The organism is Streptomyces kryoterrae, from assembly GCF_054072135.1.
In genome coordinates this window covers 9,989,825-10,016,648 of the sequence record NZ_CM133358.1, presented here as the reverse complement: position 1 = coordinate 10,016,648, position 26,824 = coordinate 9,989,825, and the positions used below count along the sequence as shown (strand labels likewise).

At 70.0% G+C, this 26,824-nt stretch carries 29 protein-coding genes and 2 pseudogenes; 8 read left to right on the top strand and 23 right to left on the bottom strand.

What is annotated here, in order from left to right; genetic code table 11:
- Nucleotides 1-28 precede the first annotated feature (28 nt).
- From hypF to ACW4TU_RS44580, 14 genes are all read right to left on the bottom strand, one after another.
- Nucleotides 29-2,404 carry a carbamoyltransferase HypF gene (hypF, locus tag ACW4TU_RS44645; protein WP_457423211.1) on the bottom strand — a complete coding sequence of 792 codons (2,376 nt, stop codon included), beginning with the start codon at nt 2,402-2,404 and terminating at the stop codon, nt 29-31.
- Nucleotides 2,401-3,177: a hydrogenase nickel incorporation protein HypB gene (hypB, locus tag ACW4TU_RS44640; protein WP_457423209.1), complete on the bottom strand. Its 777-nt coding sequence runs from the start codon at nt 3,175-3,177 to the stop codon at nt 2,401-2,403. The genes hypF and hypB overlap by 4 nt, the downstream gene beginning before the upstream one ends.
- Nucleotides 3,178-3,180: 3 nt before the next feature.
- A complete protein-coding gene (locus ACW4TU_RS44635) occupies nt 3,181-3,579 on the bottom strand; it encodes a hydrogenase maturation nickel metallochaperone HypA/HybF (RefSeq protein WP_457423207.1) in 399 nt (132 codons plus the stop codon).
- A 143-nt stretch (nt 3,580-3,722) separates the two neighbouring features.
- Nucleotides 3,723-3,827: a DUF6893 family small protein gene (locus ACW4TU_RS44630; RefSeq protein ID WP_389349594.1), complete on the bottom strand. Its 105-nt coding sequence runs from the start codon at nt 3,825-3,827 to the stop codon at nt 3,723-3,725.
- Between the two features lie 11 nt (nt 3,828-3,838).
- A complete protein-coding gene (locus ACW4TU_RS44625; protein ID WP_457423205.1) occupies nt 3,839-4,390 on the bottom strand; it encodes a hydrogenase maturation protease in 552 nt (183 codons plus the stop codon).
- A complete protein-coding gene (locus ACW4TU_RS44620; protein ID WP_457423203.1) occupies nt 4,387-5,817 on the bottom strand; it encodes a hypothetical protein in 1,431 nt (476 codons plus the stop codon). The genes ACW4TU_RS44625 and ACW4TU_RS44620 overlap by 4 nt, the downstream gene beginning before the upstream one ends.
- Complete coding sequence (locus ACW4TU_RS44615) at nt 5,814-6,506, bottom strand: DUF6084 family protein (RefSeq protein ID WP_457423201.1); 693 nt, start codon at nt 6,504-6,506, stop codon at nt 5,814-5,816. Before ACW4TU_RS44615 ends, ACW4TU_RS44620 begins: the two co-directional genes overlap by 4 nt.
- Nucleotides 6,503-7,144, bottom strand: a complete 642-nt coding sequence (locus ACW4TU_RS44610; protein ID WP_457423199.1) for a DUF5947 family protein — start codon at nt 7,142-7,144, stop codon at nt 6,503-6,505. The genes ACW4TU_RS44615 and ACW4TU_RS44610 overlap by 4 nt, the downstream gene beginning before the upstream one ends.
- Nucleotides 7,141-7,674 (bottom strand): hypothetical protein, encoded by a 534-nt coding sequence (locus ACW4TU_RS44605; protein WP_457423197.1) that lies wholly within the window; start codon nt 7,672-7,674, stop codon nt 7,141-7,143. Before ACW4TU_RS44605 ends, ACW4TU_RS44610 begins: the two co-directional genes overlap by 4 nt.
- A complete protein-coding gene (locus ACW4TU_RS44600; protein WP_457423195.1) occupies nt 7,671-9,455 on the bottom strand; it encodes a nickel-dependent hydrogenase large subunit in 1,785 nt (594 codons plus the stop codon). Before ACW4TU_RS44600 ends, ACW4TU_RS44605 begins: the two co-directional genes overlap by 4 nt.
- 81 nt (nt 9,456-9,536) lie before the next feature.
- On the bottom strand, nt 9,537-10,625 hold the full coding sequence (locus tag ACW4TU_RS44595; RefSeq protein ID WP_457423193.1) for an NADH-quinone oxidoreductase subunit B family protein: 1,089 nt from the start codon (nt 10,623-10,625) through the stop codon (nt 9,537-9,539).
- 63 nt (nt 10,626-10,688) lie between these two features.
- Nucleotides 10,689-12,470 (bottom strand): enoyl-CoA hydratase-related protein, encoded by a 1,782-nt coding sequence (locus ACW4TU_RS44590; protein ID WP_457423191.1) that lies wholly within the window; start codon nt 12,468-12,470, stop codon nt 10,689-10,691.
- Between the two features lie 193 nt (nt 12,471-12,663).
- Entirely contained in the window at nt 12,664-12,921 is a 258-nt protein-coding gene (locus ACW4TU_RS44585) for a hypothetical protein (protein WP_457423189.1), read from the bottom strand.
- On the bottom strand, nt 12,908-13,222 hold the full coding sequence (locus ACW4TU_RS44580; protein WP_457423187.1) for a DUF6400 family protein: 315 nt from the start codon (nt 13,220-13,222) through the stop codon (nt 12,908-12,910). Before ACW4TU_RS44580 ends, ACW4TU_RS44585 begins: the two co-directional genes overlap by 14 nt.
- A 661-nt stretch (nt 13,223-13,883) precedes the next feature.
- Here ACW4TU_RS44580 and ACW4TU_RS44575 point away from each other — a divergent pair.
- Nucleotides 13,884-14,408: a hypothetical protein gene (locus ACW4TU_RS44575; protein WP_457423185.1), complete on the top strand. Its 525-nt coding sequence runs from the start codon at nt 13,884-13,886 to the stop codon at nt 14,406-14,408.
- A gap of 253 nt (nt 14,409-14,661) precedes the next feature.
- Here ACW4TU_RS44575 and ACW4TU_RS44570 read toward each other — a convergent pair.
- The 5 genes and pseudogenes from ACW4TU_RS44570 to ACW4TU_RS44550 all read right to left on the bottom strand — a co-directional run.
- Nucleotides 14,662-15,286: pseudogene (locus ACW4TU_RS44570) on the bottom strand (IS701 family transposase); the annotation flags it as partial.
- 116 nt (nt 15,287-15,402) lie between these two features.
- A complete protein-coding gene (locus ACW4TU_RS44565) occupies nt 15,403-15,843 on the bottom strand; it encodes a hypothetical protein (protein WP_457423183.1) in 441 nt (146 codons plus the stop codon).
- A gap of 9 nt (nt 15,844-15,852) precedes the next feature.
- Nucleotides 15,853-16,644, bottom strand: coding sequence for a zinc-binding dehydrogenase (locus ACW4TU_RS44560; RefSeq protein ID WP_457423181.1), 792 nt, complete (start codon nt 16,642-16,644; stop codon nt 15,853-15,855).
- Between the two features lie 63 nt (nt 16,645-16,707).
- Nucleotides 16,708-17,316 (bottom strand): NAD(P)-dependent oxidoreductase, encoded by a 609-nt coding sequence (locus ACW4TU_RS44555; RefSeq protein ID WP_457423180.1) that lies wholly within the window; start codon nt 17,314-17,316, stop codon nt 16,708-16,710.
- A gap of 73 nt (nt 17,317-17,389) precedes the next feature.
- Nucleotides 17,390-18,188: pseudogene (locus tag ACW4TU_RS44550) on the bottom strand (LysR family transcriptional regulator).
- Between the two features lie 333 nt (nt 18,189-18,521).
- On the opposite strand from ACW4TU_RS44550, the gene ACW4TU_RS44545 reads away from it, so the two are divergent.
- The 3 genes from ACW4TU_RS44545 to ACW4TU_RS44535 all read left to right on the top strand — a co-directional run bounded on the left by ACW4TU_RS44545 (nt 18,522) and on the right by ACW4TU_RS44535 (nt 21,005).
- Nucleotides 18,522-19,049: a hypothetical protein gene (locus ACW4TU_RS44545; protein ID WP_457423178.1), complete on the top strand. Its 528-nt coding sequence runs from the start codon at nt 18,522-18,524 to the stop codon at nt 19,047-19,049.
- A gap of 451 nt (nt 19,050-19,500) precedes the next feature.
- Nucleotides 19,501-20,310: an inositol monophosphatase family protein gene (locus tag ACW4TU_RS44540; RefSeq protein WP_457423176.1), complete on the top strand. Its 810-nt coding sequence runs from the start codon at nt 19,501-19,503 to the stop codon at nt 20,308-20,310.
- Nucleotides 20,311-20,384: 74 nt separating this feature from the next.
- Nucleotides 20,385-21,005, top strand: coding sequence for an NAD(P)-dependent oxidoreductase (locus tag ACW4TU_RS44535; protein ID WP_457423174.1), 621 nt, complete (start codon nt 20,385-20,387; stop codon nt 21,003-21,005).
- Nucleotides 21,006-21,108: 103 nt separating this feature from the next.
- On the opposite strand, the gene ACW4TU_RS44530 is transcribed toward ACW4TU_RS44535, so the two are convergent.
- A complete protein-coding gene (locus ACW4TU_RS44530) occupies nt 21,109-21,393 on the bottom strand; it encodes a hypothetical protein (RefSeq protein ID WP_457423172.1) in 285 nt (94 codons plus the stop codon).
- A 21-nt stretch (nt 21,394-21,414) separates the two neighbouring features.
- The gene (locus ACW4TU_RS44525; protein ID WP_457423170.1) at nt 21,415-21,630 is read right to left on the bottom strand and encodes a hypothetical protein; all 216 of its coding nucleotides are present in this window, start codon (nt 21,628-21,630) and stop codon (nt 21,415-21,417) included.
- 482 nt (nt 21,631-22,112) lie between these two features.
- On the opposite strand from ACW4TU_RS44525, the gene ACW4TU_RS44520 reads away from it, so the two are divergent.
- Complete coding sequence (locus ACW4TU_RS44520) at nt 22,113-23,093, top strand: LuxR C-terminal-related transcriptional regulator (protein WP_457423168.1); 981 nt, start codon at nt 22,113-22,115, stop codon at nt 23,091-23,093.
- Nucleotides 23,094-23,293: 200 nt separating this feature from the next.
- Here the strand turns inward: ACW4TU_RS44520 and ACW4TU_RS44515 are convergent, their stop codons facing one another.
- The gene (locus ACW4TU_RS44515) at nt 23,294-23,494 is read right to left on the bottom strand and encodes a hypothetical protein (protein ID WP_457430744.1); all 201 of its coding nucleotides are present in this window, start codon (nt 23,492-23,494) and stop codon (nt 23,294-23,296) included.
- On the opposite strand from ACW4TU_RS44515, the gene ACW4TU_RS44510 reads away from it, so the two are divergent.
- On the top strand, nt 23,397-23,780 hold the full coding sequence (locus ACW4TU_RS44510; protein ID WP_457430609.1) for a DUF2690 domain-containing protein: 384 nt from the start codon (nt 23,397-23,399) through the stop codon (nt 23,778-23,780). The genes ACW4TU_RS44515 and ACW4TU_RS44510 overlap by 98 nt on opposite strands.
- A gap of 306 nt (nt 23,781-24,086) precedes the next feature.
- Here the strand turns inward: ACW4TU_RS44510 and ACW4TU_RS44505 are convergent, their stop codons facing one another.
- Nucleotides 24,087-24,290 carry a hypothetical protein gene (locus ACW4TU_RS44505; protein WP_457423166.1) on the bottom strand — a complete coding sequence of 68 codons (204 nt, stop codon included), beginning with the start codon at nt 24,288-24,290 and terminating at the stop codon, nt 24,087-24,089.
- 478 nt (nt 24,291-24,768) lie between these two features.
- Here ACW4TU_RS44505 and ACW4TU_RS44500 point away from each other — a divergent pair, with 478 nt between their 5' ends.
- Nucleotides 24,769-25,674: an NADP-dependent oxidoreductase gene (locus ACW4TU_RS44500; RefSeq protein ID WP_457423164.1), complete on the top strand. Its 906-nt coding sequence runs from the start codon at nt 24,769-24,771 to the stop codon at nt 25,672-25,674.
- An 83-nt stretch (nt 25,675-25,757) separates the two neighbouring features.
- Nucleotides 25,758-26,819, top strand: a complete 1,062-nt coding sequence (locus ACW4TU_RS44495) for an alkene reductase (protein WP_457423162.1) — start codon at nt 25,758-25,760, stop codon at nt 26,817-26,819.
- Nucleotides 26,820-26,824: the final 5 nt, after the last annotated feature.

Genomic DNA, 26,824 nt, shown 5'->3' with positions numbered 1-26,824 from the left:
CCTCTCCTCGCTATGGGTCGCGCGTTGCTCAATCGGTGGGAGTGGCGCGGGCGGCCACCATCAGCTGGCCCAGCGCCAGGCCGCCGTCGTTGGGCGGCACCAGGTGGTGCCGCAGGACCGTGAAGCCGTCGTCGCGCAGGACGGCGGCGCAGGCCGCGGAGAGCAGCGTGTTGGCGAACACGCCTCCCGTCAGGGCGACCGTGTCCAGTCCGTGCCGCTCTCGCGCGAGCGCGCAGATGCCGTGCACCAGGCCGGTCACTCCACGGTGGAAGCGAGCCGCGATGAGGGCCGGCTCGACACCCGCGCGCAGGTCGCCGACGATCGCCGCGAGCACGGGCGCCGGATCGGCCCGTACGACGCGGCCCCGGCTCTCCTCCGACTCGTGCAGGGCGAAGGCGTACCCGGTGGTGTCCTCGGCGGGTGCGAGCAGAGCCGCGCTCTCCAGCTCGACGGCGGCCTGTGCCTCGTATCCGGCCTGATGGCACACACCGGCGAGAGAGGACACGGCATCGAAGAGCCGACCCATGCTGGACGTGGGGACGCAGTGCAGGTTGCGCTCCAACTGCCTTTGCAGGAGCAGGAGTTCGTCGGGCGGGCAGGCGGCCGTGCAGGCGAGGTCGTCGGACCAGTCGATCCGCGCTGCCCTCAGATGGGCCAGCGCCATCCGGTACGGTCGGCGCACCGCGGCGTCACCACCGGGCAGCGGGACGTACGCGAGGTGCCCGAACCGGGTGAAGCCGTCATAGTCCGCGAGCAGGAACTCCCCGCCCCACACGGCGCCGTCGTCGCCGTGACCCGTGCCGTCGAAGGCGACACCGATCACCGGCCGGGTGCCGTCCAGCCCGTGTTCGGCCATCGCGGCGGCGACGTGCGCGTGATGGTGCTGGACGCGTACGACAGGCCGGTGCGCCGCGTTCCGGTCGGCCCATCGGGCGGAGCGGTAGCCGGGATGCCGGTCGGACACCAGGGTCTCGGGCCGCACCCCCGTGATGGACTCCAGCTGCGCCGCCGCGCGGCCGAAGGCCCGCTGCGTGCCGACGTCGTCCATGTCGCCGATGTGCGCCGACAGCCAGGCGCGGCGACCCGACCCCAGGCAGAAGGCGTTCTTCAGGTCTCCGCCGACGGCGAGGGCCGAGCGCACGGGCAGCGGGAGGGAGAGCGGCAACGGGGCGTAGCCACGCGAGCGGCGGATCACCAGCGGCTCCCCGTCGCAGACCCGGACCACGGAGTCGTCGCACGGGACGTGGATCGGCCGGTCGTGCGTGAGCCAGGCGTCGGCCAGGTGCGCGAGCCGCTCCAGCGCCTCGGTGTCGTCGGTGACGATCGGCTCACCCGACACGTTGCCGCTGGTCATGACGAGCAGCCGGGGGCCGTCCGCGTCGCCGGGCAGACCGAGCAGCAGATGGTGCACGGGCGTGTACGGCAGCATCACACCGAGGTCGGGGCTGCCGGGCGCGACGGCCACGGCGGGCCAAGGATCCCCGGCCGCGTGGGAGGGGTGCGGACGCCTTCTCACCAGGACGACCGGCCGGGCCCGGCCTTCGAGCAGGCTCCGGTCCTCGGGGCTCAGCCGGACGAGGTGACGGATGTCGTCCGCGGTCCTGGCCATGACGGCGAACGGCTTGTCCCCGCGCGCCTTGCGCCGGCGCAGGCGGGCGACCGCTCCCTCGTTCGCGGCGTCGCAGGCCAGGTGGTAGCCGCCCAGGCCCTTCACGGCGAGGATCGCGCCGTCCGACAGCAGTGCGCGGGCCTCGGTGACAGGGTCCGCCCCGGTGACCTCCTCGGACCCCGGGACCAGCAGCCGCAGCCGTGGCCCGCAGGCCGGGCAGGCGACCGGCTGCGCGTGGAAACGGCGGTCGGCCGGATCCGCGTACTCTCGGGCACAGTCGGAGCACATCGCGAAGGCGGCCATGGTGGTGTTGGCCCGGTCGTACGGCACGCCGGTGACGATCGTGAAGCGCGGGCCGCAGTGGGTGCAGTTGACGAACGGGTGGCGGTACCGGCGGTCCGTCGGGTCGGCCAGCTCGGTGAGGCAGTCGGCGCAGGTGGCGGAGTCCGGGGAGACCAGGGTGCGGGCCGGGCCGTCGGTGCGGGAGGTGAGGATGGTGAACGCGGTGCCGCCGGCGGGAGGCATTTCGCGATGGTGGACGGACTCGACGCGGGCCAGCGGGGGTGCCTGTGCGGCGATCCGGTCGCAGAACCGGGCCACGGCCGAGGCGGCGCCCTCGACCTCCACGACGACGCCCTCCGGGGTGTTGGTCACGTGTCCGGCCAGGGCGAGTTCGGTGGCGAGCCCGTACACATAGGGCCGGAAGCCCACGCCCTGCACCACGCCCCGGACGGTGACCCGGCGGCGTCGCTGCGTGTCCTCGGCAACGGCGGCCTGTACCCGAGGACCGCTCACGATTCGGTGTGGGCCATCATGCCGGTGGCCTCCGGGTGCGCGTGTGTGTGACCGTCGTCCGCGTGCGTGTGACCGTGGTGACGGGGCTGCCGGGCCATGACCGGCGCGTGGACGGGCTCGCCGTCCGCGGCTGCCATCGCCCGGTCGAGCAGCACGCCGACTCCCTGCCCCCGGCGTGCCGAGGTCAGGACCACCTCGACCCCCGGGTTGACCTGCTCCACATTCGCGCGGAACGCGGCCTCGTCGAACTCGACGGCCTCCGCGATGTCGGTCTTGGTGACCACGACCAGGTGTGCGAGGCCGAAGGCGGTGGGGTACTTGAGCGGCTTGTCCTCGCCTTCCGTCACGGAGGCGAGGGTGACCCTCAGCGTCTCCCCCAGGTCGTAGGAGGCCGGGCAGACCAGGTTGCCGACGTTCTCCACGAACAGCAGCCGGGTGTCGTCGGGCAGCCACCCGTCCAGGTGCCCGGCGAGCATCCCCGATTCCAGATGACACAGTCCGTCGGTGAGCACCTGCTTGACCGGGACACCGGAACGCGCCAGGCGTGCCGCGTCGTTCTCGGTGGCCAGGTCGGCGGTCAGCGCAGCGACGGGAACCGACCGCTCCCGTGCGGCCAGCAGTTCGCGTTCCAGCAGCGCGGTCTTGCCACTGCCCGGACTGGACAGCAGGTTGACGACAGCGGTGCCTCGCGCCGCGAGGTGTGCGCGCAGTTCATGGGCGCTCGCGTCGTTCTTCGCGAGTACGGCCTGGCGCAGGTCGACGACACGACACATGATTCAGCGCTCCTCGGAGATCGGTTCGCGGGTGGGCGCGTGCCGGGGGCCGCCGTCCTCCCAGTACACGTCGACGATCTGCAGCTCCCGGCCCGCGAGCAGATCGGTACACGCCCTGCCGCACTCGGGGCAGGTCAGCCGGGGTGGCATACCGACGGCCCATTCGAGCGCGCAGGGCGTGCAGCGGGCCCGTCCCGGCACCTCTTCGGTGATCAGTTCGGCGCCTTCCAGCAGGGTTCCGGCGCAGGCCAGTTCGAAGCAGAAGGCGAGGGAATCGGGTACGACACCGGCCAGTTCGCCCACCTGGAGCCGTACCGACCGCACCGCCGTGACGTCACCGGCCCGCGTGGCGGCCTCGGCCACCTGGTCGACGACGGCCAGCGCGACGGACATCTCGTGCATGGGTCTCCGTCCTTCTGCGGCCTGCCTCTGCTCGGCCTCATTAGAGGTGCGCGCACCCGGATCGCGCGGCCCGGCACGCCGTCACCGGCCGGCAGGTACGCCGTTCGACGCAATCGCACGGCACACCGAGTGGCTCCCACGGTTCACATCCGTCGGATCCGCAGATAGCGCCTGACGTCGGGAAGCACCCCGGCAACGAGGGCGCCCAGGGCGGCCAGGGCCGCTCCGCCGATGACGATCTTCTTCATCGCGTCTCTCCTCATGTCGAGATCCCACGGGCCGTGGCCCGCGGCGCGGACTCTCCCGGCTCCCCGTTGTGCAACAGCTCTTCGATCAGCCGGACAGCCTCCGGTACGGCGTCGGAGACCGGCGCGCTGAGACCGATGCCCTCGTCCACCGAGGCCGGTTCGCATCCGACGACCAGGACGCGGCGTGGTGGTTCGCCGCCGGTCCCGGCACAGAGGATGCCCAGCAGCGCCAGAACGGCATCGGGGGTCATCCGGTGGCCGTCCAGCGCGGGGGTGCCGGGCGAGGTGCTTCCGCCGCCGACGTCGTGTTCGATCACGTACAGCGTGCCGGGAGCCTCGCCACGTGCCGTGGCGTCCACGATGACGAGCGTGTCGTAGCCGTCCAGGAGCTGGTAGGCGAGGTGCACCCCGCGCACCCCGATGTCCACGACCTCGATGTGGCCGGGCAGGTCGCGCTCGGCCAGCCGGCGCGCTGTCTCCACGCCGAAACCGTCGTCGCCGAGGAAGATGTTGCCGATGCCCGCCACGAGAGTCCGTGGGCCTGCCGGTGGGGGAAGATTCATGCGCCGCCCTCCAGCGGTGTGATCTCGTCGGGCTGGAAGTACAGGAACCGTCCCTGCTCGCGGCGGATGTCGGCGCCCGGGTCACCCTCGACCGTGACCGCCAGGTGCACCCCGCCGTCGACGTCGTGCAGCACCGCCTCGACCTTCGCGGTGCGGCCCCGCAGGAAGATGTCCTGGGCGTCGGTGCGCCGCAGGCCAGGGTGCAGCTCGACGCAGCTGCCCCTGCCCACCGACCGGCCGTCCACGACGACACGGTCCCGCTCCGGATCGAAACCCGCCTCGCTCGCGGGGTCCCACCAGGGGGTGTCCGGACGCTGCACCCCGTACTCGTCGGGGAAGCCGCCGTCCGAGGCGGCGGGGCCCGGACCGGTGACCTCGCGCAGACTCCTCACCGCCCCGTGCAGACGCTCCAGAACCTCGGCCGGCATCGAGTCCGCCAGCTCGATCACTGCGGCCGCCCGCTCGTCGGTGCCCCGGGCCTCGCGCTTCTCCTCGTCGGTGAGGGCCGCTGTGCGCAGCGCGAGGATCTCGTCGATCTCGGTGGCGTCGTAGAGCGCGCCGGGGCTCTCCGGCGCGATGGCCGGATGGTCCTCCAGGATGATCGGCGAGGACAGCACGAGGTCGGCGCTGCCGGGTTCGCCGGCGAGTACGGGCCAGGTGTGCAGGTTGCGGCAGGCGGCGACCGCGCCCTTCGCCCACTCGGGGGGATCGGTCATCGACAGGAACGATCCGGCGCTGAGGGCCATGAGGAGGTGGGTGGCCACCAGGGAATGCGGCAGCGCCGCGTCCCGGTCGCCGGCGCGGCCCTCGGGCGGTGTCCAGTCGCTGGTGTTCTCGACGACGGCGGTCAGCCGCATGGCCCGGTACGGGCCGTCGAGCTCGCGGGCGGACAGCCGGACCGTGCCGCTGATCTCCGCACACCGCCGCACCAGCCGGCCGACGGTTCGGCCGGCCGCGTCCAGGACCGGTGCGGTGTCCTCCCGGGCGGGGAGTCGGAAGGGACGGGTGACGCCGTCGCCGAGGAGCTCGTCCACCGACGCGACCACCTCGACCCGCTCCTCGCCGCCCTCGTCCCAGGGCACCAGCACCCGGTCGTCGAGGCGGAGCTCGGCGACCGTGTCGAAGCCGCCGTCCGGGCGGGCGCGTTGGACCGTGCGCCGTCGGGCGTGCAGGAAGCGCACCTCGACCGAGAGGGTCGCACCCTCCTTCGGTTCCATCAGGCATTCGGTGTGCTGGAAGTCGTGCTCCTCGCACTCTGCGCCCCAGCCTGGCGGCACGAGCACCCCGAACTGCCAGCGCATCCGGTTCTTGGCCGCCGAGGCGCGGTACGGGTAGAGCACGTAGCCCTCGAAGAGGACGGCGTCAGCGACCTGCCGGGCGAGAGTGAACCTCTCCTCCGTCTCGGGGACGAACGCGGTCACGGTCACGGATCCGTCCTTCCGGTGGTGCCGGTGAGCGCGCGGAACGGATCGTTCCGGGGTGGGTCCGCGGCGCCGTCGGCGTCGAGCAGGGCCTTGAGGGTCGCCTCCCAGGAGGGCAGCGCGCGTCGGGAACGGTAGGCGAGGAGGGCGTCCATGGTGTCGCCCGGCAGCCGAATCCAGCCGCACCCGGGGAAGTGCTGCTCGACCATCTCCCGCCAGGTGGCGACCGGCATCCGGAAGGCCGCCTCCCGGTCCCACGGGACCGGCTCGACCTGGAAACCGCCTGCTCCGGTGAACGCCGTACCGGAGAAGAGCATCAGAAGGGGGACCTCGCCGTCGGTGAGGGCGGTGAGGTAGCGGGTCGCAGCGATCTCCATGTCGTAGGTGCAGGGCACGACGAGGTCGGTTTCGATCTCTCCGGTGAAGCTCGGGACCATGACCGGGACCTGGGCGAACTGAACCGGTTGGAGCGTGCTGCCCCAGCGGGAACGCTCACCGAAGAGGTCCGCCAGGCCGTCGGCCTCGGCGGGCTCGTAGCCGCGGCGGGCGGGTTCGATGCGGATCTGGCAGCGCAGCGCGAGGGCGTGCACGCGTGCGTTGTCGGCGACGGTGACGCGCAGCCGGAAGACGAGGGTCGGTCCGGCGGCGTACCGGTCGGCGCGGACGCCGGTGCAGGCGAAGGCGAACTCCGTCATGGCCGCACCGCCTCGCCCACGGGCCGGGCGCGTCGCGAGACGTCCGCGAAGAACGCGTCCAGCGCGGCGCGGGCCTCGGCCCCACCGTCGAAACCCTTCCACAACAGGCGCATGCGGCCGACGAGTTCGTAGCAGATGTCGATCGGTACGAGGTGGCACTCGCAGTGGCCGTCGGTGCGGCGCAGCAGCAGCGCCTCCACGTCGGGTTCGAGCAGTTCGGCGAGGCGGCTGCCGCCGAGGACGTCCGTCCACGTGGCCGGTTCGAGTTCGCTCTCGGTGGCTCCGGCCGGGCTCGGGTAGAGGGCGACCAGCCGGTCGAGCGCCGCGTTGCGGAAGAGGAAGGCGACGCCGACCGGGATCTGCAACGCGTCCCACGCACTCTCGTCGAGACGATGTGCGGGGTCGGTGAGATAGCGGGCCGGGACCGTGCGGAAGCGGCCCGCGGCGGCGCCCGGCTGTGTCATCAGCAGCGCGCAGGGGGCGCAGGCGCAGGCCAGGGCGCGTTTCTCGGTGTCGACGAGATGACGGTGGTCCGCCTCGACGGCCACGGCGCACAGCTCGCACCGCTCGGGCTGCGGAGGTCTCTCGCCGAGGAACCTCCGCAGGCCGGGTGTGCGCGTCGCCGGGGACGTCGTCATCGGGCCCCCGTCGGTGCCGTGCTGATCTGGAGGAGCGTGGGCCCCGGGGGCGGGGTCTGTACGTCGACGGCCCTGACCTCCGGTGCGAAGCACGCGAGCGCCGCCTCAGCGGCCTCCTGGGCGCCCGCGCCGGAGCCGCAGCCGCAGCCGCCGGCCTCCCTGGCCCGCAGCGTCAGGGTGCCGCTCTTCTCGTCGAAGTCCACGACGTCCAAGGTGTGTTCCCTGACGCTGTCGAGGGCCCGGGCGATGCGGGTGTCGCGGTCCTCGGGGTGCAGGTCGTGCAGGACGAGCAGGCTCGCGACCAGTTCGTCACCGAGCAGTCCTGCCGACGGTTCGCCGGGAGCGGAGGACAGCAGGCGGAGGATGCGGGCCAGGCCGGCACCGTAGAAGTCCATGAGGGACCGGACGAGTTCCTCCGCCGCCGCGGCGGCGGCCGGGTCGCCGCTCGCGGCCAGACGCTCCAGCACCTCCTCGACACGGCGTCCGGTCTGTTCCGCGTTCGCCGGCGCTGCCGCCGTCGCCGCGCTCATCCGCCCAGTCCGCTCAGTCCGGTGGGCACGTGCATCGACTTCACCGTCTTGCCGCCCCCGACGTACATGTGGACACCGCAGGGCAGACAGGGGTCGAAGCTGCGGACGGCCCGCATGATGTCGATGCCCTTGAAGTTCTCCGGGGTGTTCTCCTCGAAGATGGGGGTGTTCTGCACGGCGTCCTCGTACGGGCCGGGCGTGCCGAAGGTGTCCCTGGTGCTGGCGTTCCAGGGGGTGGGCGGGTACGGGTGGTAGTTGGCGATCTTGCCGTCGCGGATCACCATGTGGTGGGAGAGGACACCGCGGACCGCCTCGGTGAAGCCGACGCCGAGCCCCTCGTCCGGGACCTCGAACTTCTCCCAGGTCTGGGTGCGTCCGGCCCGGACCTCTGCCAGGCCCTTCTCCGCGAAGTGCAGGGCGACGGCGGCGGCGTACGCCTGGAAGTAGGTGCGGGCGCGGTTGCGCTCCAGCGCGTTGGACCACTTCGGGATCTTCCACTCGAAGGTGGTCTCCGGCTTGGTCATGGTGCGGGGCAGGTTGATGACCACGCTGTGACCGGTGGCCTTGACGTACCCGATGTCGACGAGACCGGACAGGGCGGTGGACCACAGCCGGGCGATGGGGCCGCCGCCGGTGTCCAGGGCGAGGTGGTCCTTGCCGTCGAACCAGCGGGGCGACATGACCCAGCTGTACTTGTCGTCGAAGTTCCGCTTCTGCGGGGCGGGGATGGTGTGCTGGTTCCACGGGTGGCGCGGGTCCACCGGGTTGCCGAGCGGGTCGTGGGTGACGAACTGTTCCTGGCCCTGCCAGTCCTCGTAGTAGGAGCTGCCCAGCAGAATGCGGATGCCGAGGTTGATCTCGGTGAGGTCGTTGGTGACGAGCTTGCCGTCGACGACGATGCCGGGCGTGACGAACATGCGCCGGCCCCAGTCGGTCATGTTGGCGTACGTGAAGTCGCAGTACTCGGGGTCGTTCAGCGCCCCCCAGCAGCCGAGCAGGACCCGCCGGCGGCCCACTTCCTCGTACCCGGGCAGCGCCTCGTAGAAGAAGTCGAACAGGTCGTCGTGCAGGGGTACGACGCGCTTCATGAACTCCACGTAGCGCATCAGACGGCTGAGGTAGTCCGTGAAGAGCTGTACGGAGGCGATGGTGCCGACGCCGCCCGGGTAGAGCGTGGAGGGGTGCACATGGCGACCCTCCATGAGGCAGAACATCTCGCGCGTGTAGCGGCTGACCTGGAGGGCCTCGCGGTAGAACTCGCCCTCCAGGGGGTTGAGCGAGCGCATGATGTCGGCGATCGTGCGGTAGCCGTGCTCCGCGGCGTGCGGGGCCTCGGTGCGCTCGGCGAGTTCGAGGACGCCGGGGTTGGTCTCCCTGACCATCTTCTCGCAGTAGTCGACCCCTACCAGGTTCTCCTGGAAGATGTTGTGATCGAACATGTACTCCGCGGACTCGCCGAGGTTGATGATCCACTCAGCGAGGTGCGGGGGCTTCACGCCGTACGCCATGTTCTGTGCGTACACCGAGCAGGTGGCGTGGTTGTCGCCGCAGATCCCGCAGATGCGGCTGGTGATGAAGTGGGCGTCGCGGGGGTCCTTGCCGCGCATGAAGACGCTGTAGCCGCGGAAGACCGACGACGTGCTGTAGCACTCCGCGACCCGCTTCTGCTTGAAGTCGATCTTCGTGTGGATGCCCAGGCTGCCCACGATCCGGGTGATTGGGTCCCAGGCCATCTCCACCAGGCCGCTGCCGTCGCCGGCCGCCTTCGTGTTCGGTGCCATCTGTGTGCCGTGCCCTTCGTTGCGCGGGAGGTTCGTGTGGGGGGTGCACGAAGCGGGGAGCGGACTACTCGCGGCGGATGCTCACCACGGGGGTCGGTAGCCGGTAGTGATCCTGTCTCCGGTGCGGCGCCACTTGGGCTCCTTGTCCACCGTCCTGGCCGTGATCGACCGCAGCTTGCGGACCACGGCGCCGTACGCTCCGCTGGCGTTGCTGGACAGCTTGGCGCCGGGGGGCTCATCCATGAACGGCATGAACTTGTCGGGGAACCCGGGCATGGTGCAGGCGATGCAGATGCCGCCGACGTTGGGGCAGCCGCCGATCCCGTTCATCCAGCCGCGCTTGGGCACGTTGCACTTGACGACCGGGCCCCAGCAGCCGAGCTTGACCAGGCACGTCGGCGAGTCGTACGACAGGGCGAACTGGCCCTGTTCGTAGTAGCCCGCGCGGTCGCAGCCCTCGTGGACGGTGGCCCCGAACAGCCAGGTGGGACGCAGCTTGTCGTCGAGCGGGATCATCGGGGCGGAGCCGGCCGCCTGGTAGAGCAGATAGGTGAGCGTCTCGGAGAAGTTGTCGGGCTGGATCGGACAGCCCGGGACGCACACGATGGGGATGCCGGCGTGGGACTTCCAGTCCCAGCCGAGGTAGTCCGGCACGCCCATCGCGCCGGTCGGGTTGCCCGCCATGGCGTGGATGCCGCCGTAGGTGGCGCAGGTGCCGATGGCGACGACCGCCAGTGCCTTCGGGGCGAGCCGGTCGATCCACTCGCTGGTGGTGATCGGCTGGCCGGTCTCCGGGTTGTCGCCGAAGCCGCACCAGTAGCCCTCGGGTTTGATCGCCTCGTTGGGGATGGAGCCCTCGACGACCAGGACGAACGGGTCGATCTCGCCCCGCTCCCCCTTGAAGAACCACTCGATGAAGGTGTCCGAGCCGCCGATCGGACCGCACTCGAAGTCGATGAGCGGCCAGTGGACGGCGATCTTCGGAAGCCCCGGCAGCACACCGAGCACGATCTCCTCGATGCTGGGCTGCATGGCCGCCGTCAACGCGACCGAGTCGCCGTCGCAGCTCAGGCCTGCGTTGATCCAGAGGATGTGGATCGTGGGTGTCTCGTCGGCGGACGCTTCGTTGGCGTCCGGAGCGACGGCTGTGCCCGGCGTCGCCTCAGTCATGGGACCGCCTCCTGGGGAGGTAAGGGATGAAGGCCGGTATTTCGGCCGTCGCTTTTCTTCGTATCAGGCGTTCGGCCAGGATGAGATGCCATCGAGGGCCGTTCCGGTGACATCCGCGGCGGAGGGGATCGGAGCGGTTTGCGCAACCGCGGCCGGACCGAGGTGCGGCGGGGTGCACGCCGGTCGCTCCTTGTGGACGAAAGAACGACGCAGTGCGTGATACGGGGCGTCCGGGTCGTCGAAGGTCCGGCGCATCCGGGCCAGCTCCCGCTCACGGAAGCCCGCCAGCGGAGTCGTGCTCTCCAGCAGGTCCAGCTCCGTCTTCTTCGCGGTGATCCGTGCCGCCGTCGCCGGAAGTGACGCCAGCCGGGCCGCCAGGCCGCCGACCTCCCGCGCGAACTCGTCGGGACCGCGGTCGATCACCCGGTCGACGAGCCCCAGGCGCAGTGCGCTCGCCGAACTCACCGGAAGAGCCTCACGCATGAGCCGTTCGGCCGTCGCGGGACCCACCCTGCGCGGCAGGGTGTGCGTCCAGTACTCCGAGCCGTACAGGCCCATCAGACGGTAGTGGGCGTTCAGCACGGCGCCCGAGCGGCACCACACCTCGTCGGCCGCCAGGGCGAGCATCGCTCCGCCCGCCGCGGCGTTGCCCGCGACCGCCGAGACCACCAGGCGGTCCGTCGTCGTCAGGACCGCCTCGACCAGATCGTCGATGGCGTTGATGTTCGCCCAGGACTCGCCGGCGGGGTCGGCGGCGGCCTCGATGACGTTGAGGTGGATCCCGTTGGAGAAGAAGTCCCGTTCGCCGCCCAGCACCAGCACCGACGTGGGCCGCGCGCACGCTTCCCGGTAGGCGTCCAGCAGACGTCGGCACTGCTCCGTGCTCATGGCGCCGCCGGGGAAGGAGAACGAGAGGAAGCCCACGTTCCCGTCCTCCCGGTAGCGGATGTCGGTCCAGGTACCGTGCCGCACCTCGGGCAACAGGGGCAGGGCGTGCTCGGGCAGCGGCGGCAGCAGGTCGCCCAGGGCCCGCACGGCAGGCAGTTTGAAGGTGGGCTGCCGGCCGGGTCCACGCCTGGGCCGCAGTTCGGGGATCCACACGGCGCCGTCCTTGGTGGCCCGGCAGAGCGCCCCGGCCCGGGTGGCCAGCAGGTCGCCCGGGTGGCCGCGCAACACGCTCTCGGGATGACCGCCGTGCAGATACCACTCGCCTCCGAGCAGCACGTCCAGCACACCGGGCTGCGAGTCCGCCGCTCTCAGCTTGCGCAGGACCTCCTGTGTGGAATCCTCGGCCCAGTCGATCCGCCGGACGCTCTGGTCGAGGTACGGACGGGGGCGCGCACGAGCGTCGGCCGTGCATGCCGTGTCCTGCTTGCGCGGTACGTGGTTCCCCCCGGCGAAGCGCTCCACCGCGAGCATCACGGCCTCCAGCGCGGCGTCTGCGATCTCCCCCCGGTACAGCTCGCTCTTGGAGACGGGAGGGACCCGGCACGGTACGGAGGCCCACACGTCACCGGCGTCCAGCTCCTCGTCGGCCTGCAGGACGGTGACGCCCCACCGGTCGACGCCCTCGTGAATCGCCCAGTCCAGGGAGGACGGTCCTCGGTCGCCCACGGGCCCCGGATGGACGACGAGGCACGTGTGCGCCGCCCACACCTCCTCGGGAATCGCCGTCTTCAGCATCGGCGCCACGATGAGATCCGGTGCATGCCGCCGCACCGCTTCCGCCAACGGGCTGCCGGGCAGGGCGAGTTCGACCGCCACGGTGTGGCCGCGGTCGCGCAGTTCGACGTAGGAGCGCTGGGTGAGGCTGTTGAACGCGCTGGCCAGGATCAGGATGTGCACGGCTGCCTCCGGGCGGACGAACGGCAGGCAGGGATGGCCGCCGACCGCGATCCTCGGCCAATGCGGCCTGCCGTTCCCGGCGACAGACGGTGAGGTCACCCGAAAGCGGGCGCCGATCCGCCGTCCGGCCTCATCGGCCATCGCCCGCGTCGGCACCGGCGACCACGCTCACCGAGTCAGCCGTTGTCGACGGTCACTGTCGTCGCAGGCCGCTGGTCATGCGCTCCCACGGAGAGCGGGTGGCACCGAAACGGGTCTCGTGTGTCCAGATGTGGGTGCACGACCGGCACTGCAGGTGGAGCAGGCTACCGACGTTGGAGAGCAGGTAGCGCCAGTGCTCGGAGCAGGTGCGCCCCTGCTCACAGGTGCCGCACCCGCGACGGTCGTCACAGTTCGGGCAGGCCACCCAGGCGCGCCGCCCGATGTCGGCCTGCGGGTCAAGCGGCAGCATGGCCGTCCCCCCTCCGCGGAAGCACACCGGCCGAGACCAGCTCGTCGTACACGCGCTGCTGCTCCGCGTCGAGGCCGGAATAGAGCAGCTCGTACGCCGCTTCCTCGCCGCGCAGTGCGGCGACGGGGTCCCAGTCGGAGCCGAGAGCGTCCAGAACATGAGCGCGCCGGAGAAGTTCGTGCGAGGTCAGATCGACGTCCAGGTGGACCAAGGGGAGGGCGCCAGGCCGATCCGCCGCGGGCCTGCTCGCCTCAGCGGGTTCGTCCGGTTCGCCGGGAAGGGTGCGGCCATGGGAGGACATGCGACCGAACGTAGGTAAACGTTCCTCGCCCCGGCAAGAGCAGGTGGGAGAAGTCACAGCAGGTCCGCGACCCCGGGGCGCCCAGAGGCGGACCCCACATCGGCCGGGTGAAGCTGGCCGATATTCCTCGCACAGCACGGCTGCGTCCCCGGGAGAAGGCCCGCAGCGAGCCTCGGCCCGGACCCCGTAGTAATCGCGGAAAAAACAACGGATATCAGACACCCAAGTTGATGGGTGAGCTTGACGGCCCGCCGAGCGTGGCGAGCCCGAACAGACCCCCGGCCACGGCCGGAACGCCCCCTCCGCAGCCCCTCCATCACCCCCTCCGCGCCCCGACGCCAAGATTCCGGCGTTTCCGCAGGCCAGCCCCGCCAGGAAAGGGGCCGCCGTGTCGGTGTCGGGGGATCGCCCGGGCCATCATCCGCTTCGTCGAGGAGACGCCTCGGAAGGGGTGTGAGGACCTCGTACGCCACGTCCGCCGCGCGATGCCGACAACCAAGCGCGGGCCATGACTTGACCTCCGCCGGTCCCTCCGTATTCAAACATTCAACAAAGGGATCTTCGTGACCGGCAAAGGGCTCTACCCGCATAGACGATTCCGGTGCTGTCATGCTCACGACCGCCCGGAATTCCTGCCGGGCACCGCTCCGGGAGACCACCCATGCCCCGAATATCCCGCCCTCTGGTCACCACCCTCTCCTCCCTCGCCCTCGCCGCCGCCGGCCTCACGGTCGCAGCCGGCACCGCGCACGCGCAGAGCTGCAGCCAGGACTACCTCCCCCTCCCCGACCCCAGCTGCCAGCCCGGCGACTTCAACCCGGACGTCACCCAGTCCACCATCGACTCCACCATCTGTGTCTCCGGGTGGACCGCGACCGTCCGGCCGTCCAGCTCCTACACCACCGCGCTGAAGAAGAAGCAGATCGTCGAGTACGGCTACACGGACACCAGCACCTCGGACTACGAGGAAGACCATTTCGTCCCCCTCGAACTCGGCGGTGCCCCCAAGAGCGCGCTCAACCTCTGGCCCGAGCCGCAGTACGGCACCAAGACCGCCTCCAACAAGGACACCGTCGAGAACAAACTCAAGAAGGCCGTCTGCGCCGGCACCATCACCCTCACCGACGCCCAGGACGCGATCGTCACGGACTGGACGACCGCGCTGTCGAACCTCGGCCTGAGCTGACCCCGTCCGCTCGACCTAGGGGTCGGTCTCCTGCTCCGGAAGGAGTCGGCCCCTCTCGGCTCCGTCTCGGGAGACAGACCAAGTGCCTCCACAAGGGCGATAGTTCGAGCGCATGCTCGTCGCACTCCATGGCCTGGCTAGGGCGGCGTTCAGCTGCCCCGGAAGTGTCTACTGTAATCAAGGGCGGATCTGCTGATCAAGGAGATGCGTGATGACGGAGACCGCCGTGGAGAACGAGCAGGCCGAGCAGGTGGTCGCCGTAGGCGCAGTCGGCGGCCACGGCGCGGAAGGTCATTCCGGCCGCCTTCGCGGCGCGGGCGAGTTCGACGGCGATCTGCAGTTTCGTGCGGAAGCCGGGTCCTTCCTGCCTTGGGGAAAGTGGTGGGCGGGGCTGTAGGGAACGGCGTGCAGCGGATAGTAAAGGTTTCCATCCGCCCAGCAGGTGGTCACGGTGACGATGCCGTTGTCGGTCTTGCCCAGCCGACCCAGCCACTGGCCGATGTGCGCGGTCGCCTTCCCGTCCTTGCGGTCCCCGGAATCGTCGATCACCAGCACCCCGCCTGGGTGCGGCGCGGTCGCCGGGTCGGAACGCAGCAACTCCACCCGGCGGGCGTTGCCCCGCTCGTGGTCCCACGTCGACTCGGACAGGAGGAACTGCAGCCGCTGTGCTGCCAGGTGGTGGGCGCCGACGACGAGCTCAGTGCCTGCCAGCCAGCCAGCCAGGTCAGCGTCTTGTTGCGGTCCCGCGGCAGCAGCGGCCCCGCGAGGTACTCCCGGAACCCGCAGCGTTGTGCCAGTGTGGAGAAGAGGTCATCGAAGCGTGCGGCGTAGGCTTCCAACGGACCCGGAGCGGGTGGACACCGCACACGACGGGTCATCAAAGCTCCCCGGGCAGCGAAGCGACGTTCCTCTGCCACCGGCCTCATACGAGTCTGGCCCGCCGTCAACAACCCACCGCTAGCCATCAGCCAGCAGAGCTCCGGCCCCGCGGCGGTCAGCGGCGGCCGGTGGCCAGGATGACGAGGAACTGGCCGCCGCCCGCCTCGATGTCAGCGGTCACCGACAGCCCCGGTATCAGTCGGGAGAACCGGTCCACCAGCCAATCCGCCGCCTCCTGGGCATCCCGCCTGGTCGGACAACGGCCCACCATCTCGCGGCCTCCCTTGCGCTCCAGCCTCCCGGCAACGGTGACCAGCGGCGCGGGTTCGACCACGTACAGGCGGTCCGGCCAGGCGATGACCACCTTGACCGCACCCTTACGGCTATTGCAACCACGGTGCGCGAGCCGCTCGGCGACCTTGGCCTTGCGGTCGGCGGTCCGGCTGTCGACGCTGGGCCCCCGCGGGTCGTTCACCGACTCGTCGGGGTCGACCGGTTCGTCACACACCCAGCAGCGCCAGCCGTCGCGCTCAGCCACATCATCAAGGAGACTCACCCGAGCAACCTAGCCTGCCCGGCCACCACCCCGCACACCAGGTGCTCGAGGAACGGGGCAGCCCGCCAGCACCCGGCACCGGCACCACACCCAGATCTCCCGGCTGCCCGCTCCACGACGGTGGTACCCAGGCCGGGACACCACCGGCCGCGCGGGCCCCGGCGGGCCTTCACCGTGAGCGTGGCGGCGCAGCAGGGCGGGCGGCGGAGTTCTGGTCCAGGGGTGAGGTCGGCTTCGCCGCTCAGGTGCACCGGTCTGGAAACGACCGCAGCCGGCAAACCCCCACGGGCGTGATCCGATCACTGCGACCCAGCCCAGTACTTTTTCCCTCACGCATATCGACGCCGGAGGTTGAACCGCGGGCTTGGCGAAGGTCGATGACGGCGCGGTAGCGGGCCCGGCCGTTCGTACGTGGTCGATGGCCTGGTCGATCTGGTCGCGCGGGAAGACCTCGGCCTTGGCCTGGATGTGGTGCCGGGCGGCGAAGTCCATGAGTTGCCGGGTGACCGCGGGAGGCCCGACCAGGGCGGAGACGAGGGACTTCGAGGCCGGCAGGATGCTCATCCGGCTGATGGTGAAGGAGCTGGCCGGGACGCCGACAACGCACAGTTCGCCCCGGGGGCGCAGGGTGGCGAAGTAGTCGTCCCAGGGCAGGTCGGCGCCGACGGTGTCGAGGATGAAGTCGAAGCGCTCGCCGGCCTGCGACACCTGATCGGAGATCAGGAAGGTGTCGGCGCGATGGGCGTCGTCCTTCTTGTCCGTACTGGTGGAGATGGCGGTGACATGGCAGCCACCGCTCACGCCTGGCTCCGCGAGCAGGTCCGGGCGTCGTTCGAGGCGATCACCGCCCGCTGACCACTGCACCTACTCCGCCAAGGGCAGGGCCACGGCACCGGGAAAAACGGGCGCCTCGGCCTCGTCGAGCATCGCCGCGGCGACGGTCTCCCGGCTGACCTTCGCACCCAGGTCGAAGGGAGGCCCGGCCTCCAGACCCACCGTGCGCCGACGGGGACTTTCCGGCCCGTCAGCGAGCATCCCGGCGTGGAAGACCGTGCCCCCGGCCGCGAGAACGGTGCCGTCGGCTTCCACCTTGTCCGCGAGCCGGTCGCCCAGCACCCTGGCGAGCACGCCCGCACCCTCCCCCGCCACGTCGGCCGACCTGCCCGTGCCGTAGGCGCCGAGCCAGATGACACGCCGTGGACCGGCGGCGACGACGGCCCGGGCGCCGGTCAGGAGAATCCCGGCCCGGTCCGTTCCGAGCGCCGAAAGGACCACGGAATCCCCGTCCACGACGGCGGCGACACCGGCCGCGTCGTTCACGTCGCCCGCAACTTTCCGCAGGTTCGGGGAGTCGGGCAGGTCGATCCGCTCGGGATCACGCGCGATGGCGGTCACGGTGTGACCACGACGCAGCGCCTGTCGGGTGAGGGCGATTCCGGTCCGGCCGGAGGCCGCGAGGACGGTGAGGTTCATGCCGAGAACGCTAGAGACTTCCCCACTTAACATCAAGTGCAAGTAACTGACTTGATGAATTACCCAGACGAAATTATGCCAGCCGGAGAAGGAGCGCGCCACATGGGAACCCGTGTGGCATTCGGGATGAACACCGGTACCTGCCACGGGTATTCGCCGTAGCCGAGATGAACCTGTTGCAGTTTGGGCTTTTCCCAGATGTCAGAGTTTGGGTGGCTGTTTCGCGTAGCCAGGTATGGGCGGGGTCGTTGTCGTGGCGTTGGCGCCAGAGCAGGTGCAGGGGTACTTCGGGTAGGTCGAGGGGCACCGGCAGGGCGGTCAGGCCGAGCTGGTGGCGGGCGGAGCGGGTGACCGCGCCGGGGAGGGCGACCAAGAGGTCGGTGTCGCGGGCGAGTTGGAGTGCGGTGACGGTGGTGGGGGCGGAGGCGATGACGCGGCGCTTGTGGCCGAGGGCGCTCAGGGCGTCGTCGATCCGGCCGTGGAGGAGTCCGCGCCGGGAGACGGTGCGGAGTTGCACCCCGGGGGTCTGGCGGTGCACTGCGGCGATCAGGGTGGTTGCACAGGTGGTGAGGGCGTCGTGCCGGCGGACGGTGAACACTCTCTCCAGTTTCGCGAGGTCGAGTTCCGTGTGAGCGGACAGCAGGTGGTGGGCCTCCTGCGCCAAGGCGTGGACCTGGGTGCGCACGCCAGGGCGCGAGTGGTGGGAGTCATGTGGCGTCCGGTGCGGACCAGGATCTGGCCGCCGGGGCTTTGCGGATACGGCCCAGAGAGCGGCTCATCGCCGGGGAGGTGACATGAAGGCGGGCGGCGGCACCCCGGACACTTCCTTCCTCGAGGAGCGCTTCCAGGGCGGCGAGCAGGTCCAGGTCCAGTTGCGCGTCGGTAACTATATAAGTAACAACGATGCACTTGCTGTTAACAGTGGAGGCTTCTACCTTCGAGGTGCGGGGCTGGGACAGGGCCCGTGAACACCCCGCTCGCCCGGTTGAAGAAGTGGCTCGGGTCCTCGCGGATCACCAGTGCATGCGTGGCGCCGGTGCGACGTGCCGAGCCCCGGGGCCTCCTGCACTGATGCCGGGCGCCGGTCGCGAAGTCGACAGGCCTGACGGCCGCACACCGCATGTCACCCATCCGTCCAGGGCGGGCTCCGTCACAGGCTCCGACTGCTGAGCCGTAGCCGATACGATCCACAGACTAGGACAGCCATGACCACGCTTTCCACAGCGCCAACCACCTCACCGCAACGGGCTCGCCGGGTCCTGTGGAGCATCCCGGTCCGGCTGCGCAAGAGCATCCTGGTCACGCACGTCGCCTCGGCGGGAGCCTGGATCGGCATCGATGTCATCTCCATCGTCCTGGTGGCGATCGGTTGGGCACGCGCAGGCGCGGACCGCACCACCGTATATCGCGCACTCGCGGACTTTTTCGTCGTCCCTCTTCTGCTCTCAGCACTCACAGCAGGGGCGGTCTGCCTGCTCACCGGTGCCCTACTCGGGTTGGCGACCAAGTGGGGCCTCGTACGTTACTGGTGGGTCGCTGTGAAGCTGGTCCTCAACGTCATCGCCTGCGCGATGATGCTGGCGTTCCTGGGTCCCGTCACCGAACTCGCCACGGGCGAGCAGCCGTTGCAGGACATCTGGTTCGTCTCGTTCCTCGCCGCCACCGCCATGGCGCTGTTGAGCTTTGCCATGGTCCTCTCGGTCTTCAAACCGTGGGGTCGAGTTCGCAAGTAGTACAGCCCCCGACGATCGTGGCACAGGTGCCTTGGTCAGCGTGGTGCCGCGTGCGGTCCTCTACGGGCGTATGCCCGTGCCGGTCATCCACCGGCTGTCTCGGGTCGCCGCAGGACGTATGCACATGCACTGGCAGTACGGGGAGCGCGCGGTCTGGCTTGGGCGGGATGGTGTTGCTCGCCGGAACCGGCGGCATCATCACCGGCGAAGGGCCGGCCATCGGAGCTGGCTGACGAGCATCGCGTCAGCACGTCGGCTCTGCACGCCGACGCCCTCGCCCGGCTCGCCGTAACCCTTCGAACCCCGCTCTCGGCCGCCTCGCGGGCCGACCTCGGTGGCCCCTGGCATCACCCGTACACGAACAACCACCGCTGAAGTAGCAGCTTTGGCTCATGTCCCTTACCTCTTGGAGGCCCCTGCCATGTCTACTCCTGCCAAGTCCGCTCCTGCCGTGCCGAGCACGGTCTCCGACGACTCCGCAATGCTCCCCGCCGTCGTCGAGGTCGCCGAACGGATCGGCGCCCGCGTACTTGCCCGCTACTCACCAGATGCCCGACCGGCCACCCGTGAGGACAGCATGAGCCGCTTCGGACCTATGGAAGAAGAAGCCGCCGAGGGCGTTCAGGCTGCCCTGGCCGCGATCCGGCCGCAGGCCACCTGGCTGGGCGAGGATGAGGAGGAACAGCACCAAGGCGACCTGCCCGCCGGCGAGTGGTGGGTGAGCGACATCGTCGAAGGCGCGATCAACCACCTGCACGGGCTGACCGAATGGGGCACCACCATCACCTTGGTCCGCGACAACGAGCCTGTACTCGGCGTGGTGCATCAGCCCATCGGCAACGTCACCTATACCGCGGTGCGCGGTGGCGGTGCCTTCCGCACCGGAACTAGGCTGCAGGCGTCCGCCAAGACCGACCTCAAAGTGGCGATGATGACCACCAGCCAGGACGGCGGCGAAGACCAGGCGCAACGCCGGCACATGGCGAACGCCTTCGCCGCCATGCTGGGCAACGCGTTGCTGGTACGCAGCACCATCCCCACCACCTTCCCGCTGCTGGGCGTGGCCGCCGGCCAGTACGACGCCTACTGGCAGTTCCAGCCCGAGATGTCAGGGGTGGGCGCTGGCATGTTGCTCGCTACCGAAGCCGGCGCCATAGCCACCGACCTGTACGGCCGGCCCTGGCGGCCGGGCGCCGACCTGCTGGTCGCCGCGCCAGGAGTGCACGCCGCCGCTCTGAACGTGCTGGCCGGCACCACCTGAACCGCCGCGGCGTCCGTCACCCGGCAGAAAATCGCCAAACCCCCGATCACCACCTGCTTATAAGGAGTTCAACCATGTATCTCACTGTTTTGGGCGCTTCGGGCGCCACCGGGCAGCAGCTGATCCAGCAGGCCCTTGACCGTGGCCACACCGTCACAGCCGTCGCCCGCAATCCCGACCGCCTCCCGGCCACCGGCCATGACGACCAGCTGATCAGAGTGCGCGCCGACGTACGGGACACCGACGCCATCGGCCGTGCGCTCAAAGACGCCACCACCATCATCTCCACACTGGGTATCCCCAGCCGTGACCAGGTCGGTGTGCTGACCGCGGGTGCTCGTGCCGCCGTGGCCGCCACCCCCGAGCGCATCATCTGGATGGGGGCGTTCGGCACCGGCGCCTCCGCCGCCGCGGCCGGCGCCCTGACGCGCACCCTGCTGCGGGCCATGGGTGCCGAACTCACCGACAAGGTCACCGCCGACACCACCATCCTCGACGCTGGGGGCACGGTCTTTCACTGCGGGCCGCTGTCTGCCGGACAACTCAGCGAACACCGTCGCACCGTGGACTTGAGCCAGGCACCCCAGCGGCTCTTCCCCGCCCGCGTCAGCCGCGCCACCGTCGCCGCCGCGTTGCTCGACGCCGCCGAAACACCGGACCTACCCGGCGGCACCTACGTGCCCCTCGACCGCTGAGTGTCTGCCTGGCGTACACGCTGCTCCCTTTTGCGCCTGGCCTGGGCTGACCCGAATCGACGGACGGCGCGAGATGCTACTGACTTAGTCGGAGATGTACGGGTCAGGATCCCTGAGGGTCCCGCCTTCGCCATGCGTCAGGGTCGGCGCCTCGCCAGTGCTGTTGCTGTTCTTCGGTTGAATGGTCCACCAGCCAGTCGTGCAGGGCGTTGCTGTCCTGGGCCATTTCAGTTCCTGTGGGCACGAGCATGGAGCAGAACGTCGTGTCGTACCAACAGGAGAAAGTGTCTCCGAACAGGCGCGGCACGTAGTCCTCTTGCAGGACGCCGAACTCGAGCGCAAGCCATAACCGCTGGAAGAAGTAGATGACCTGGTGGAGGTCGGACATCCCGGTGAAGCCCAACAGTTCTCACAGTTCCTGGTAGTCCAGGTCCGGGTGCTGTGCGATCTGCTCGGCTGCGGCGTGCCGTGCACGCATCATCTCGGGCCCGTGCAGTTCCCGGTGCAGGTCGAAGGTGACGGTTAACCGGCGCTGGTTGTCGGAGGCCCGGCGGGCCAGGCTGACGCCTACGACGACACCGACGAGACCCGCCACGACGGCTCTCGCCCGCCGCGAGCCGGTCACGGCGCCCCCTGACACCCCACCGCCGACACACCTCCGGAAAACGCCGTCGCCGGCCGGGCCACTGGAAAGTGCAGCCAGTCGCCGGTGGTGTCGGGGCGCGGCGGGCACCGCACGGGATGGTCACGGTGACGGGCCGGCCGCGCTGGAAGTACACCCGGCCGGTCATGCCACTCACGGACGGGGCGCTGTCTCGGGGGTGGGGTGGGTGTAGCGGATGGGCTTGAGGACTTCGTCCGCGGAGCCGCCACTACCATCGGCGCCCTCGCCACCACGGACCTCATCGCATGGCTCACCGACCACCTGTAACCCGCACCACCGCGGCCTGCGCAGTGTTCCCGGCCCGCTACGGCGACCAGTTCGGCGCAGGCACGGCCGGGGCGTGGGGCGTGCGGGCTGACGGCCCGGCGGCGCCTCGACCTGGTGGCCCAGGACGGAGGACACTTCGGGTGCATGGTCCCGATCGTTCCTGACGGAGGTTCCGTATGCCGGCTGTTCCCCTGCGCGTCGACGCCGAGACCGCAGCATTCCTGCATGAGGCGTACCACAAGATCACGACAGGGTTCGGGAACGACCACTACGGGCTCTACGACTACGTCCGCGCGGTCACCGGCAAGTTCGCCCATTTCGACTCGTTCTACATCGGGTTACTCCACGGTACGAACCGGGTGCGTTTCCCCTACGGTTTCGAGGGCGGCCGATTCGACGATCCGGTGTCGCACACCTTCGGTCCGAACAGTCCCACGGCCTGGCTGCTCAGAAACCGGCAGATCTACCGGTTCGGGTACGACAACGGCGCGGTACTCCAGGCGGGCGTGGCGTTCGGGGATCTGGGGCGGCCGTCCGCGGACGCCATCACCGCGCCGCTGTTCCGGTTCGAGGGCACCACACGGGGGCGGATCTTCGGCATGGTGTCGATGCACAGTTACCGCGCCGGCGCCTTCGACGACAACGCCGTGCGGGCGTTCGGATGGCTGGCTGACCTGGTGGCACGGGTGCTCACCCGGGAGGCGGAGGACGCCGACGCCCTGCGGCTGCTCCCGGCGGGAGGCGACGCGACCCCGCAGGCCCTCACCTCCGACCACGTCGTCGAGTACCTGGCGTCCAGGGTGGCTGCGTTGCGTGAGATCGCGCTGGAGGACACCGAGCAGAAGGACGCCTCCCCGTCGGCACCGCACGACCGGCTGAAGAGGATCGTCAGAGCGTGCGAACAGATCCAGTCGGAACTCATCGAGATGACGCTGCGAACCGACGATGGTCCTGAACGGCGTTTCCTCTCCCTCACCCCGGCCGAGCAGCGCCTGGCTCTGCTGCTGGTCGACGGGTTGAACAACCAGCGGCTGGCCGAGGAGCTGGGCGTCTCGCAGAACACGGTCAAGTCGCACCTCAAGGCCATCTGCCGCAAGTACGGCATGGACCACCGGTCCCGGATCGCCGACGACATACGCAGGCACCTGGCCCGCTGATCCGGCCACAGGTGGCGGTCTCTCACCTCTCGGGTGAGAGAGAACAGCGCCTCGCCTGCTCTGGCGGGCGATCGGCACCGCGCGGGCCGCGCGACACAGTGAGCGGTGGGGCCGGACGGCGGCGCACACGGCCACGGTCCCGCTCACCGACGTCACCAACGGCGAAGCAGGAGAGACCGTATGAACAAGGCCCGGCAGCATCAGAACAGCGCCCCCACTTTCCTCGTGAAACGGAGGACGGCGAAGGCTCGCGTCGCACGAGGCGCCGCGGCGGTGATGGGGGCGCTCGCGCTGACCGCCACCATGTCAGCGGGGTCGGCGAACGCCGGTCCCCAGCACCACGGCACCGACCCGGCCGCGACCGGATGCAACGCGAACGCGTCGGCGATCGCGTCGCGCACGATCACCACAATGAATGGGGCCACCACCACGGTGGTGCTGTACTACTCCTACTCCTGCCAGACCAACTGGATCCGGGTGGCCAGCAATCCGCTGGGCGGCGCGGCCGTCAAACGGATCTCGGCGGACGGCCAACCCGCGCTTCCGGACGAGGTCGACTTCGGGTACGGATCCAGCTACAGCATGCAGGTGTACGCACCCGGCTCCACGTGCGTGAACTTCTCCGTCACCCTCCTGGACCCGAACGGGTTCGAGTGGGCGCAGTCCGGCAGCCACCGGATCTGCTGACAGGGAGGCTGGCGCGACCGGGGCCGCGCCGGCCTCGCTGGTGAAGGAGACGGCGAAGAAGGCCGCCGCGGCGTGAGCGGGCGCCGCCCGGGTGGGGGATGACAGCTATACGGTTCGGCAGACGCTCAGCAGAAAATCGAGGACACCCAAGTCCACTTCAGGGCCCGGTCGCTCAGCGCGGCCGGGCCCGCGCATTCGCGGCGGCGCGACTGTGGCGCAGCAACTGCGCCGCCCGGGCCGCCTGCTGGCAGTGCGGGAGTACGCCAGCAGGCGGCCATCGTCCGTACCTCCGGTTCGAGGCAGAGTTCAGTCCTCGTCCTCGTCCTCGTCCTCGTTCTGGTACTGGTACTGGTACTCGGTGCCGTCCACGTCCGCGATGAGAGCGAACAACGACCACTCCGGGGCAATCGGCAGGGACAGGGTTCCTTGAGCGGTTCCGTCCATGTTCGTAGCCGTGGCTGTCCAGGACACCGTCAGCGTCCCGGACAACGGCTGTTCGGTCACGGCCACGAACGCCACCGTGTCCTCAGACAGCCCGGCCCGATCACTTCCTGAGCAGCACGAGCTGCAGGAATGTGAGGTACTTGGGCAATCCGACTCGGGACGTTGCGGTAGTCGCGCACGGCCCGACGGTCCTGCGCTGCCGGTACTTGGGTGGCGGATCAGGCTGTCTGTGGCACGGACAGGCACGCTCCACTCGCGTGCCCGCGGCCTCGGCGAGTGAGCCGAGCGGCGACCGAGGGGCTCTGACTCTTGTTCTTGCCGAAGGTGATGACACGATTCTGGGCGATCTGCGCTACGGGCACACCCTGGCGGTCGCCGCGTACGTGTACGTAGTCGGCCACGCCAGTGATCGGCACACCCCGAAGCGAGCCGAGGCGGTTGCCTTCACCCCTACGTCCGACATTACTTGGCTAGCCACATGATTACTGCTACCTTGATTATGTGGCCAGCCACACTTTTGGTGGCCGAAGGGAATGGAGTCATCATGAAAGCAATCGTTTTCGACCAGTTCGGCGGCCCGGACGTGCTGCACGAGGCGGACATCGACGTCCCACAGCCCGGCTACGGCCAGGTCCGGGTCCGCGTGAAGACCGCCGGGCTGAACGCACTGGACGGCAAGATCCGCGCCGGGATGCTGGAGGCCGTCCGCCCGACGACCTTCCCCGCCGTCCCCGGTGGCGAGCTCGCCGGCGTGGTCGATGCACTGGGTGAGGGCGTGAGCGACGTGCAGGTCGGCGATGAGGTGCTCGGCTGGTCGGACACCGGCTCGTACGCCCAGTACGCGCTGGCCACCACCGTGGCCCCCAAGCCCGCCGGCCTCGACTGGCAGCACGCGGTCGCGCTGCCGGTGGCCAGCGAGACGGCCGAGCGGGTCCTGAACCAGCTGGGGGTCGCCGCCGGGGAGACCGTGCTGATGCACGGCGCGTCGGGAGCGGTCGGCACGCTGGCGGTCCAGCTCGCCACGGCCCGCGGAGCACGCGTGATCGCCACCGCGGGCCCCTCCAACCAGGAATACCTCACCTCCCTCGGCGCCACCGCGACCGTGTACGGCGAGGGCCTGGTCGAGCGGGTACAGGCGTTGGCCCCCGACGGTGTGGACGCGGTGTTCGACCTGGCCGGGAAGGGAGCCCTGGAGGACTCCATCACCCTGCGGGGCGGCACCGAGCGCATCGTCACCATCGCCGACTTCGGTGCACAACAGCTGGGCGTCACCTTCTCCCAGGGGTCCCGGGAACGCTCGACCACCCGCTTGGCCGCCCTGGCCCAGGACGTCGCGGCCGGAAAGCTCGTCACCACCGTCACCGCCTACCCGCTCGATCAGGCCGCCACGGCCCAGCAGGCCAGCGACGCCGGGCACGTGCGGGGCAAGCTCGTCCTGACCGTCGACTGAGCACGCCCGCCCACCGCCTCCCCACGACCACCCGCTGCCTTTGCGGTGACCGGCCGGTCACCCCCTTGTCGAAGGACCCCCTCATGCTGAACGCCCTGTGGACGCCGACCACTCTTGGCGGCATCTCCCTCCCGCACCGCCTGGTCATGGCCCCCATGACCCGTGACCGCTCCACACCCGAAGGCGTACCGACCGAGCTGAACGCCGAGTACTACGCCCAGCGGGCCTCGCACGCGCTCGTCATCACCGAGGGAACCCAGCCCTCCGCCGACGGCCAGGGCTACCTCCTGACCCCCGGCATCCACAATGACGAGCAGATCACCGGGTGGCGCAAGGTCACCGACGCCGTGCACGCGGCCGACGGCCGGATCGTCATCCAGCTGATGCACACCGGACGCATCTCCCACCCCGACAACACCCCCCACGGGCGCCGGCCGGTCGCCCCTTCGGCAATCCGCCCGCAGGGCGCGATGTTCACCGCGTCCGGGCCCCAGGAGATGCCGACACCCCGTGCTCTGTCGACGCAGGAGGTCGCGGCGACCGTCGACGACTTCCGCGGCGCCGCAGCGGCTGCCGTCGCGGCAGGTGCCGACGGCGTGGAGATCCACGGCGCCAACGGCTACCTGGTGCACCAGTTCCTGTCCGACAACACCAACCAGCGCACCGACCGCTACGGCGGTTCCCTCGACAACCGCATCCGCTTCGCCGTCGAGGTCGCCGCCGCAGTGGCCGACGAGATCGGCGCCGACCGCACCGGCCTGCGCATCTCCCCCGGCAACCCGTACAACGACATCGCCGAGTCCGACACCGCCGAGCTGTATCCGGCGCTCCTGCGTGCCCTCGACCCGCTCGGCCTCGCCTACCTCCATGTGATGCACGCCGGCGACGAGGAGTTGCTGGGCACCCTGCGCGCACTGTGGCCGACCACCTTGATCCTCAACCGGGCCGGCAGCGACCTGCCCACCCGCGCCAAGGACATCAACGACGGCACGGCCGACCTCGTCTCCGTCGGCGCCCTCGCTCTGGCCAACCCCGACCTGGTCGAGCGGCTACGCTCTGACGCGCCGCTGAACACCCCCGACCCGGCGACCTTCTACGGCGGCGGAGTGGCCGGCTACACCGACTACCCCACCCACACCGTCTGAGGAAC

Coding starts and splice junctions, on each gene's coding strand:
- hypB (WP_457423209.1), bottom strand. CDS start 3,177: ATGTGTCGTGTCGTCGACCTGCGCCAGGCCGTACTCGCGAAGAACGAC.
- ACW4TU_RS44635 (WP_457423207.1), bottom strand. CDS start 3,579: ATGCACGAGATGTCCGTCGCGCTGGCCGTCGTCGACCAGGTGGCCGAG.
- ACW4TU_RS44630 (WP_389349594.1), bottom strand. CDS start 3,827: ATGAAGAAGATCGTCATCGGCGGAGCGGCCCTGGCCGCCCTGGGCGCC.
- ACW4TU_RS44625 (WP_457423205.1), bottom strand. CDS start 4,390: ATGAATCTTCCCCCACCGGCAGGCCCACGGACTCTCGTGGCGGGCATC.
- ACW4TU_RS44615 (WP_457423201.1), bottom strand. CDS start 6,506: ATGACGGAGTTCGCCTTCGCCTGCACCGGCGTCCGCGCCGACCGGTAC.
- ACW4TU_RS44610 (WP_457423199.1), bottom strand. CDS start 7,144: ATGACGACGTCCCCGGCGACGCGCACACCCGGCCTGCGGAGGTTCCTC.
- ACW4TU_RS44605 (WP_457423197.1), bottom strand. CDS start 7,674: ATGAGCGCGGCGACGGCGGCAGCGCCGGCGAACGCGGAACAGACCGGA.
- ACW4TU_RS44600 (WP_457423195.1), bottom strand. CDS start 9,455: ATGGCACCGAACACGAAGGCGGCCGGCGACGGCAGCGGCCTGGTGGAG.
- ACW4TU_RS44595 (WP_457423193.1), bottom strand. CDS start 10,625: ATGACTGAGGCGACGCCGGGCACAGCCGTCGCTCCGGACGCCAACGAA.
- ACW4TU_RS44585 (WP_457423189.1), bottom strand. CDS start 12,921: ATGCTGCCGCTTGACCCGCAGGCCGACATCGGGCGGCGCGCCTGGGTG.
- ACW4TU_RS44580 (WP_457423187.1), bottom strand. CDS start 13,222: ATGTCCTCCCATGGCCGCACCCTTCCCGGCGAACCGGACGAACCCGCT.
- ACW4TU_RS44575 (WP_457423185.1), top strand. CDS start 13,884: ATGCCCCGAATATCCCGCCCTCTGGTCACCACCCTCTCCTCCCTCGCC.
- ACW4TU_RS44555 (WP_457423180.1), bottom strand. CDS start 17,316: ATGAACCTCACCGTCCTCGCGGCCTCCGGCCGGACCGGAATCGCCCTC.
- ACW4TU_RS44545 (WP_457423178.1), top strand. CDS start 18,522: ATGACCACGCTTTCCACAGCGCCAACCACCTCACCGCAACGGGCTCGC.
- ACW4TU_RS44535 (WP_457423174.1), top strand. CDS start 20,385: ATGTATCTCACTGTTTTGGGCGCTTCGGGCGCCACCGGGCAGCAGCTG.
- ACW4TU_RS44530 (WP_457423172.1), bottom strand. CDS start 21,393: ATGTCCGACCTCCACCAGGTCATCTACTTCTTCCAGCGGTTATGGCTT.
- ACW4TU_RS44520 (WP_457423168.1), top strand. CDS start 22,113: ATGCCGGCTGTTCCCCTGCGCGTCGACGCCGAGACCGCAGCATTCCTG.
- ACW4TU_RS44510 (WP_457430609.1), top strand. CDS start 23,397: ATGTCAGCGGGGTCGGCGAACGCCGGTCCCCAGCACCACGGCACCGAC.
- ACW4TU_RS44500 (WP_457423164.1), top strand. CDS start 24,769: ATGAAAGCAATCGTTTTCGACCAGTTCGGCGGCCCGGACGTGCTGCAC.
- ACW4TU_RS44495 (WP_457423162.1), top strand. CDS start 25,758: ATGCTGAACGCCCTGTGGACGCCGACCACTCTTGGCGGCATCTCCCTC.